9 protein-coding genes and 1 tRNA gene are annotated in these 8,316 nt (G+C 66.3%); 4 read left to right on the top strand and 6 right to left on the bottom strand.

The window, feature by feature from the left end:
• Nucleotides 1–149: 149 nt before the first annotated feature.
• A complete protein-coding gene (locus GPA22_RS22025; protein ID WP_169258214.1) occupies nucleotides 150–467 on the top strand; it encodes a DUF2322 family protein in 318 nt (105 codons plus the stop codon).
• A gap of 12 nt (nucleotides 468–479) precedes the next feature.
• Here GPA22_RS22025 and GPA22_RS22020 read toward each other — a convergent pair whose 3' ends face one another.
• The 6 genes from GPA22_RS22020 to queA all read right to left on the bottom strand — a co-directional run bounded on the left by GPA22_RS22020 (nucleotide 480) and on the right by queA (nucleotide 6,628).
• A complete protein-coding gene (locus tag GPA22_RS22020) occupies nucleotides 480–1,100 on the bottom strand; it encodes a MarC family protein (protein WP_169258213.1) in 621 nt (206 codons plus the stop codon).
• 16 nt (nucleotides 1,101–1,116) lie between these two features.
• On the bottom strand, nucleotides 1,117–2,046 hold the full coding sequence (secF, locus tag GPA22_RS22015; RefSeq protein WP_169258212.1) for a protein translocase subunit SecF: 930 nt from the start codon (nucleotides 2,044–2,046) through the stop codon (nucleotides 1,117–1,119).
• A gap of 37 nt (nucleotides 2,047–2,083) precedes the next feature.
• The gene (gene secD / locus GPA22_RS22010) at nucleotides 2,084–3,943 is read right to left on the bottom strand and encodes a protein translocase subunit SecD (RefSeq protein ID WP_169258211.1); all 1,860 of its coding nucleotides are present in this window, start codon (nucleotides 3,941–3,943) and stop codon (nucleotides 2,084–2,086) included.
• A gap of 88 nt (nucleotides 3,944–4,031) precedes the next feature.
• Complete coding sequence (yajC, locus tag GPA22_RS22005; protein ID WP_169258210.1) at nucleotides 4,032–4,358, bottom strand: preprotein translocase subunit YajC; 327 nt, start codon at nucleotides 4,356–4,358, stop codon at nucleotides 4,032–4,034.
• 130 nt (nucleotides 4,359–4,488) lie between these two features.
• On the bottom strand, nucleotides 4,489–5,601 hold the full coding sequence (tgt, locus tag GPA22_RS22000; RefSeq protein ID WP_169258209.1) for a tRNA guanosine(34) transglycosylase Tgt: 1,113 nt from the start codon (nucleotides 5,599–5,601) through the stop codon (nucleotides 4,489–4,491).
• Entirely contained in the window at nucleotides 5,591–6,628 is a 1,038-nt protein-coding gene (queA, locus tag GPA22_RS21995) for a tRNA preQ1(34) S-adenosylmethionine ribosyltransferase-isomerase QueA (protein ID WP_169258208.1), read from the bottom strand. The genes tgt and queA overlap by 11 nt, the downstream gene beginning before the upstream one ends.
• 48 nt (nucleotides 6,629–6,676) lie before the next feature.
• Between queA and GPA22_RS21990 the strand changes: the two genes are divergently transcribed.
• The 3 genes from GPA22_RS21990 (at nucleotide 6,677) to GPA22_RS21980 (ending at nucleotide 8,122) form a co-directional block, all read left to right on the top strand.
• A tRNA-Leu gene (locus GPA22_RS21990) sits at nucleotides 6,677–6,761 on the top strand.
• Nucleotides 6,762–7,061: 300 nt separating this feature from the next.
• Nucleotides 7,062–7,415, top strand: a complete 354-nt coding sequence (locus tag GPA22_RS21985) for an HPF/RaiA family ribosome-associated protein (protein WP_169258207.1) — start codon at nucleotides 7,062–7,064, stop codon at nucleotides 7,413–7,415.
• Between the two features lie 41 nt (nucleotides 7,416–7,456).
• A complete protein-coding gene (locus tag GPA22_RS21980) occupies nucleotides 7,457–8,122 on the top strand; it encodes a Bax inhibitor-1/YccA family protein (RefSeq protein WP_169258206.1) in 666 nt (221 codons plus the stop codon).
• Nucleotides 8,123–8,316: the final 194 nt, after the last annotated feature.

The following is an 8,316-nucleotide window of genomic DNA, read 5'->3' as shown; positions in this document are numbered from 1 at the left end:
GTATGGGTCTGGTGTCGCTGCTCGATACGACGCGACGACTCCAGTGTCTTTCATGAACCGCCGTATGCGGAACCGCATGTACGGTGGTGTGAGAGGGCGACGGGGGTGACCCCGTCCCCTACTCGATAATCGACGTAAAGGAAACAGGAATGGCGTTTGCCGAAAATCTGAAGCAGTTGCCGAAGGTCTCCCACCTCGCGGCCCTCAATCTCCTCGATGCGCAGGGCGCAGTCGTCGCGACGATCGAAAACAAGCCCGGGCAGGCGGGCTCACTGGCCGTGTACAACCATCTCGCCCAGCTCTACGGTTCGATCAACGCCGAGGCGGCGAGGAAAGGGCTGGAGCTGTACGCGGAACACACCGACGACGCGCGGGAGAATCCGGGCAAGCATCCGAACATCGACCGGCTGATCGGCGTGATCGAGCGCGGCGAGGTGCTGCGCGTGAAGCAGGTGTTCGCGGTCTGAGGGAAGAGGCCGTCAGGCGCCGCCGAGGCCGAAGAAGTCGCGGATGCCCAGCATCCCGATCTGGAAGCCGATCGCGACCAGGATCAGGCCCATGAAGCGCGTGAAGATGCGTTCGACACGCGGCGTGGCGAGGCGCTGGCGGACGAGCGCGAGGCGCAGCACGAGCCACAGCACGAGGGCGGTGGCGACCGACGCGAGCAGGGCGATCACCGGCAGGTAGAGTCGCGACGGATAGGCGACCGACAGCGTGATCGCGGTGGTGATCGCGCCGGGGCCGGCGACGAGCGGCATCGCGAAGGGAACGACGATGCGGTCCTGCGCGTCTTCCGGCGACGCGTGGTCCTGCTGGATGCCGCTGGGGCTGCCGCGCAGCATCTCGAGGCCGACCAGGATGATGACGAGGCCGCCCGCGGTGCGGAAGGCGTCGAGCGAGATGCCGAAGAGTTCGAGGATGTAGCGCCCGCCGATGGCCGCGCCGGCGAGGATCGCCAGCACGGCCATCGCGGCCTGGCCGGCGGCGCGCCGCCGCGCCGCGACCGGCACGCCGGCGACGATGCCGAGAAACATCGGCGCGGCGATGATCGGGTTCGTGATCGCCAGAAAGCTGACGAAGGCCTGCAGGAACTCGTTCATCGCTGCGCCGGGATCGTCAGACGACCGCTTCTTCCTTTTCCTTCTTCGGTTTGATGAACTGCTCGCGCGACACGCCCAGCCACATCACCAGCGGGCTCGCGACCAGCACCGAGGAGTAGATGCCGAAGAGGATGCCGATCGTCAGCGCCATCGCGAAGTAGTGCAGCGTCTCGCCGCCGAAGAGCAGCATCGCGAGCACCATCATCTGCGTGCTGCCGTGCGTGATCACGGTCCGCGAGATGGTCGAGGTGATCGCGTGGTCGAGCACTTCCGGCGTGGTCATGTTGCGCTTCTTCTTGAACGTCTCGCGCACGCGGTCGAACACGACGACCGACTCGTTCACCGAGTAGCCCAGCACCGCGAGCACGGCCGCCAGCACCGGCAGCGAGAATTCCCACTGGAAGAACGCGAAGAAGCCGAGAATGATCACGACGTCGTGGAGGTTGGCGATGATCGCCGACACCGCGAAGCGCCATTCGAAGCGCATCGCCAGATACACGACGATACCGAAGATCACCAGCAGGAGCGCCATGGCGCCGTCGGATGCGAGTTCCTTGCCGACCTGCGGGCCGACGAACTCGACGCGCCGCAGCTCGGGCGTGCCGCCGACCGACTGCAGTGTCGCCATCGTGCGCTCGGACACCTTGGCCGAGTCGAGGTCGCCGCGGTTCGGCAGGCGGATCAGCACGTCACGGGCGCTGCCGAAGTTCTGCACCATCGCGTCGGGATAGCCGTTCGCGGCGAGCGCGGTGCGGATCGGCTCGAGCTCGGGCGCCTGGGTGTAGGTGACCTCGACCAGCGTGCCGCCGGTGAACTCGACCGACAAGTGCAGGCCGCGCGTCGCGAGGAAGAACACCGCCAGCACGAAGGTGATCAACGAGATGATGTTGAACACCAGCGCATGGCGCATGAACGGGATGTCTTTCTTGATGCGGAAGAATTCCATTTTTCAGCCCTGTATTCAGCCTTGTGCGTGCGTGGCGTTAGTTGCCCGGCTTCCAGATCTGACCGATCGACAGCGACTCGACCTTGCGGCGGCGGCCGTAGATGAAGTTCACGAGCATGCGCGAGATCAGGATGGCGCTGAACATCGAGGTCAGGATGCCCAGGCAATGCACCACCGCGAAGCCGCGCACCGGACCCGAACCGAACACCAGCAGCGCGATGCCGGCGATCAGCGTCGTGATGTTGGAGTCGAGAATCGTGTCGAACGCGCGCTCGTAGCCGGCATGGATCGCCGCCTGCGGCGAGACGCCGTTGCGCAGTTCTTCGCGGATGCGTTCGTTGATCAGCACGTTCGCGTCGATCGCCATGCCCAGCGTGAGCGCCATGGCCGCGATGCCGGGCAGGGTCAGCGTCGCCTGCAGCAGGGACAGCAGGGCGACCAGCAGCAGCAGGTTCGCGGCGAGCGCGATCACCGACACCAGACCGAACAGCATGTAGTAGACGCTCATGAAGATCGCGATCGCGACGAACCCCCACAGCGTCGAGTGGAAGCCCTTGGCGATGTTCTCGGCGCCGAGGCTCGGCCCGATGGTGCGCTCCTCGATGATCTCCATCGGTGCGGCAAGGCTGCCGGCGCGCAGCAGCAGCGCGACGTCGCTCGCTTCCTGCGTCGTCATGCGGCCGGAGATCTGCACGCGCCCGCCGCCGATCTCGGTGCGGATCACGGGCGCGGTGACGACCTCGCCCTTGCCCTTCTCGATCAGCAGGATCGCCATGCGCTTGCCGACGTTCTCGCGCGTGACGTCGCGGAAGATGCGGCTGCCGGCGGCGTCCAGCGTCAAGTGCACCGCCGGTTCGTGCGTCTGGCCGTCGAAGCCGGGTTGCGCGTCGGTGAGGCGGTCGCCCGTCAGGACGACCTGGTTTTTCACCAGGATCGGCGAGCCGCCGCGCTCGTTATAAAGCTCGGTGCCGAGCGGCACGCTGCCGGCCAGGGCGCCTTCGAGGGCGCCCGGTGTGTCGTCGACGAGGCGCACTTCCAGCGTCGCGGTGCGGCCGAGGATGTCCTTTGCCTTGGCGACGTCCTGCACGCCGGGCAACTGCACGACGATGCGGTCGAGGCCCTGCTGCTGGATCACCGGCTCGGCGACGCCGAGTTCGTTGATGCGGTTGTGCAGCGTGGTGATGTTCTGCTTGATCGCGAAATCGCGGATGTTCTTCTGCGCGGCCTGGGACAGCGTCGCAACCAGCTTGAGATCGTCGGAGCCGTCGTCGCGGTCGGTGAGCTGCAGGTCCGCAGTGCTGCCGGCAATCGCCTTGCGCGCGGTTTCGCGCTGCTCGGCATCGCGGAAGCGCAGCACGACGTTGTTGCCGTCACGCGTGATGCCGGCGTGGCGAACGTTCTTGTCGCGCAGCAGCGTGCGCAGGTCGGCGGCGGTCGCATCGAGGCGCTTCGTGATCGCGCCCGGCATATCCACCTGGAGCAGGAAGTGCACGCCGCCGCGCAGGTCCAGGCCGAGGTACATCGGCAGGGCGTGGATCGCGGTGAGCCAGTTGGGCGAGGCGGACAGCAGATTCAGGGCGACGACGTAGGACGGGTCGTGCGGGTCGGGGTTCAGGCGCTTCTCGATGGCGTCCTTGGCGCGCAGCTGCACGTCGGTGCTCGGGACGCGCACGCGGATGCTGTTGGCGTCGATGAACAGCCCGGTGTGTTCGATCTGGGCGTCATTGAGCGCCTGCTCGATCGTGCCGTTGAGCGAGGCATCGAGCTTGAGGGTGGCCTTGCCGCTGGAAACCTGAACTGCCGGCACTTCGCCGTAGAAGTTGGGAAGGGTGTAGATCAGGCCGAAGAACAGGACCAGACCGATGAAGATGTTCTTCCAGAGCGGGTAGCGGTTCATGACATGGAGGGGCGGAAAGAGGATGAGGCGCGGCTGGCCGTGGCGGCACGGGGCGGGCAGCTGGCCCGTACCCCCGTGCGTGGGGAGCTTACAGGGTCTTCAGCGTGCCCTTCGGCAGCACGGTGGCGACGGCCTGGCTCTGCACGAGGATATTGACGTTGTCGGCGACTTCGATGCGCAGGAAGGTCTCGCCGACCTGGGTCACGCGGCCCGCAATGCCGCCCTGGGTGACGACCTCGTCGCCCTTGGCGAGCGCGGAGACCATCGCCTTGTGCTCCTTCGCGCGCTTCATCTGCGGGCGGATCATCAGGAACCACAGGACGATGAACATCAGGACCAGCGGCAGCATGCCCATCAGGCCGCCGGTGGGGTCGCCGCCGGCGGCGGCCTGGGCGTATGCGTTGGAAATGAACACGGGTGACTCCGGGTAGTTGCGTAAAACGGCCGATTATAGCAGCAGGCCCTGTCGCGCCTGTGGCAACCGGCGCGCGGGGACCGGTGGCGCATTGCGTGGCAGTCGAAGCCGCACATCATGCACCGGGAATTCAGGCAGTGCCGGTGCTGCGCTCGCTGCGGAAGCGCCCGAGGTAGGCGGCGAATTCGCCCGCGGCGATCGCGTCGCGCAGTTCCGCCGTCAGGACCTGGTAGTAGCGCAGGTTGTGGATCGTGTTGAGCATGCTGCCGAGGATCTCGCCGGCGCGGTGCAGGTGATGCAGGTAGGCACGGCTGAAGTTGCGGCAGGTGTAACAGTCGCACGAGGGGTCGAGCGGGCGGGTGTCCTGCTTGTGCACCGCGTTCTTGATCTTGATGTCGCCGAAGCGCGTGAACAGCCAGCCGTTGCGGGCATTGCGCGTCGGCATGACGCAGTCGAACATGTCGATGCCGGCGGCGACGCCGGCGACGATATCCTCGGGCGTGCCCACGCCCATCAGGTAGCGCGGCTTGTGCTGCGGCAGGCGCGGGGCGGTGTGGGCGAGGATGCGCTCCATGTCTTCCTTCGGTTCGCCGACCGACAGGCCGCCGATCGCGTAGCCGTGGAAGCCGATGTCCTCCAGCGCGGCGAGCGACTCGTCGCGCAGGTCCTCGTACATGCCGCCCTGGACGATGCCGAAGAGCGCGTTGCGGTTCTCCAGACGGTCGAACTCGTCGCGCGAGCGCTTCGCCCAGCGCTGCGACAGGCGCATCGACTTCGCCGCCTCGTCGCGCGTCGCCGGGTAAGGCGTGCATTCGTCGAAGATCATCACGATGTCGGAGTTCAGCGTGTGCTGGATCTGCATCGAGATCTCGGGCGTGAGCAGCAACTTGGCGCCGTCGATCGGCGAGGCGAACTTGACGCCTTCCTCGCTGATCTTGCGCAGCGCGCCGAGGCTGAACACCTGGAAACCGCCCGAGTCGGTGAGGATGGGCTTGTTCCAGCCCATGAAGCCGTGCAGGCCGCCGTGGGCGGCCACCACTTCGAGGCCGGGTCGCAGCCACAGGTGGAAGGTGTTGCCGAGGCAGATCTGCGCGCCGACGTCGTCGAGCGCGGCAGGCGTCATCGCCTTGACGGTGCCATAGGTGCCGACCGGCATGAAGACCGGGGTTTCGACGACGCCATGGGCGAGCGTGAGACGGCCGCGGCGCGCGGCGCCGTCCTGGGAGATCAGGTCAAATTGCATCGTTGCGGCGGGTGATGAACATCGCATCCCCGTAACTGAAGAATCGGTAGCCTTCGCGCACCGCGTGGGCGTAGGCGCGACGGATGGGTTCCATGCCGGCGAAGGCCGACACGAGCATCAGCAGCGTCGACTTCGGCAGGTGGAAGTTGGTGATCAGCGCATCGGCGACGCGGAAGCGGTAGCCGGGCAGGATGAAGAGCTCGGTTTCGCCGATGCCCGCCGCCAACTCGCCGTCCTGCGCCGCGCCTTCGAGCGCGCGCAGGCTGGTGGTGCCGACGGCGATGACGCGCTTGCCCGCCGCCTTCGTGCGCGCGATCGCCTCGACCGTCTCCTGCGGGATCACGTAGCGCTCGCGGTGCATGTGGTGCTCGCCGAGGTCGTTGACGCGCACCGGCTGGAAGGTGCCGGCGCCGACATGCAGCGTGAGCCACGCGCCGTTCACCCCCTTGCGGGCGAGGTCGACCAGCATCTGCTGGTCGAAGTGCAGCCCGGCGGTAGGCGCCGCGACCGAGCCGGGTTCGCGCGCATACACCGTCTGGTAGCGCGATTCGTCGTGATCGTCGGCCGCGCGGTCGATGTAGGGCGGCAGCGGCAACTTGCCGTGGCGTTCGAGCAGCGGCAGCAGGTCCTCGTTCTCGGGAAAGCGCAGGTGGAAGAATTCGCCGACGCGGCCGAGCACCGTGACGTCGAACGCGTCCGCGAGGCGCAGGCGTGCGCCGGCGCGCGGCGACTTGCTCGCGCGCACCTGGGCGATCGCCTCGTGCGGCCCGATCGCGCGCTCGACCAGCACCTCGACGTGACCGCCGGTCTCCTTGGCGCCGTACAGGCGTGCGTGGATCACGCGCGTGTCATTGAAGACGAGCAGGTCGCCGGGTTCGACGAGGGCGGGCAGGTCGCAGAAGCCGCGATCGTCCATCCGGTCGCCGTCCAGCACCAGCAGGCGGCTCGCGCAGCGTTCGGCGAGCGGCGCCTGGGCGATCTGTTCGGGGGGGAGCAAATAGTCGAAATCGTCGAGAGTAAGTGACATGCGCTTGCTGCTGGCCGGGGCTTTCATGGATAATGCGGCGCTTCCCGGGCCGGGATGGCGGAATCGGTAGACGCAGCGGATTCAAAATCCGCCGCCGCAAGGTGTGTGGGTTCGAGTCCCACTCCCGGCACCAGTCTTTCTCGAACGGAATGCGCAGCAAAGGTCGCGGATTTTAGCAGAGTTCGCGCGGTCCAAACTCCGCTGCGGTGTTCCATTGCTTCCCGCTTCCTGTTCGACGTCCTTTTTCGGCCATCGGCGGCATACGCCGCATGCCGCGTTTCGGCGCTGCTGCATGTTGGGCCGGGCCGTCGGGTTTCAAGTTCGAAAAAAACTGAACGCCGCTCATTGTCAGTATTCTTTTTTGGAAGTTTTCGCGCGCCCATACTGCTCCTGCGGGCCGGCTTGCCGGCTCATCACGAAAGGAGATGCTGCAATGCGAATCGATCTGCAATGTAACGGTGTCGAAACTCCGTCCGGTCTGCGCGAATACGTGTCGCGGCGGATGAAGTTTGCCGTCGGCCGCTTCCGCGATCACATCCGCTGGGCGCGGGTCAAGGTGGCGGACGTGAATGGCCCGCGCGGCGGGGTGGACAAGCGCTGCGTGGTACAACTGCGCCTGCGCAACCTTCCCGACGTGATCTTTGCGATCACGGCGGCCGAAGCCCGCGCGGCGGTGGACGGTGCCGCCGATCGCGTGGCGCAGGTGCTGGCCCGCAGGCTCCAGCGGCAGCGGCGCGTCGTGCGCGAAATCGAACTGATGCCCGATGCGGTACCGGCCGGCGCCTGATGGATTTCACTCAAAACTCGAACAACGGAGGTAATCGCTCGATGGAAAACCGTATTGCAACCATGACCCGTTCGGAGGCCTCGGTCCTGTCGACCAACCGGGTCATCCGCAACACCTACATGCTGCTGTCGATGACGCTGGCGTTCTCGGCCGCGACCGCCGGGCTGTCGATGGCGCTCGGCTTGCCGCATCCGGGCCTGATCATCACGCTGGTGGGCTACTTCGGCCTGCTGTTCCTGACGACCAAGTTTCGCGACAGCGGGCTGGGCGTGCTGTTCGTGTTCGCGCTGACCGGCTTCATGGGCTTCACGCTGGGGCCGATCGTGTCGAAGTATCTGGCGCTGCCGAACGGCCACCAGATCGTGATGCAGGCGATGGGCGGCACGGCGGCGATCTTCCTGGGGCTGTCGGCCTACGCGGTGACGACGCGCAAGGATTTCTCGTTCATGGGCGGGTTCCTGACCGTCGGCATCCTCGTCGCCTTCCTCGCCGGCCTCGGCGCGGTGTTCTTCTCGATGCCGGGCCTGTCGCTGGCGGTGTCGGCGATGTTCGTGCTGCTGATGTCGGGGCTGATCCTGTACGAGACCAGCAACATCATCCACGGCGGCGAGACGAACTACGTGATGGCGACCGTGACCCTGTACGTGTCGATCTACAACCTCTTCACCAGCCTGCTGCACCTGCTGGGAGTCATGAACGACGAATGATGTCGTGGTGCCCGGCCAGCGTGCCGGCAGTCGGAAACGGGGCGGCCTGCGGGTCGCCCCGTTTCGTTTGGTGCGCCCGGCAGGGCGCACTCACTTGGAGGTGGAAGTCCTCTACTCGCCCGGCAAGGGGAAGAGTTAGCCGAACGGCAAGGGTGTCGCGGGTAACTGCGAATCTGGAGGAAGCCGAAGGCAAA

It is taken from the genome of Aromatoleum toluvorans (assembly GCF_012910905.1).
Lineage (GTDB): Bacteria > Pseudomonadota > Gammaproteobacteria > Burkholderiales > Rhodocyclaceae > Aromatoleum > Aromatoleum toluvorans.
This window is presented reverse-complemented; position numbering and strand designations above follow the sequence as displayed.

Excerpts from the sequence above, each read along its gene's own strand:
- GPA22_RS22025 (WP_169258214.1), top strand. The coding sequence starts at position 150 with ATGGCGTTTGCCGAAAATCTGAAGCAGTTGCCGAAGGTCTCCCACCTC.
- queA (WP_169258208.1), bottom strand. The coding sequence starts at position 6,628 with ATGTCACTTACTCTCGACGATTTCGACTATTTGCTCCCCCCCGAACAG.
- secD (WP_169258211.1), bottom strand. The coding sequence starts at position 3,943 with ATGAACCGCTACCCGCTCTGGAAGAACATCTTCATCGGTCTGGTCCTG.
- tgt (WP_169258209.1), bottom strand. The coding sequence starts at position 5,601 with ATGCAATTTGACCTGATCTCCCAGGACGGCGCCGCGCGCCGCGGCCGT.
- GPA22_RS21980 (WP_169258206.1), top strand. The coding sequence starts at position 7,457 with ATGGAAAACCGTATTGCAACCATGACCCGTTCGGAGGCCTCGGTCCTG.
- GPA22_RS21985 (WP_169258207.1), top strand. The coding sequence starts at position 7,062 with ATGCGAATCGATCTGCAATGTAACGGTGTCGAAACTCCGTCCGGTCTG.
- GPA22_RS22020 (WP_169258213.1), bottom strand. The coding sequence starts at position 1,100 with ATGAACGAGTTCCTGCAGGCCTTCGTCAGCTTTCTGGCGATCACGAAC.
- secF (WP_169258212.1), bottom strand. The coding sequence starts at position 2,046 with ATGGAATTCTTCCGCATCAAGAAAGACATCCCGTTCATGCGCCATGCG.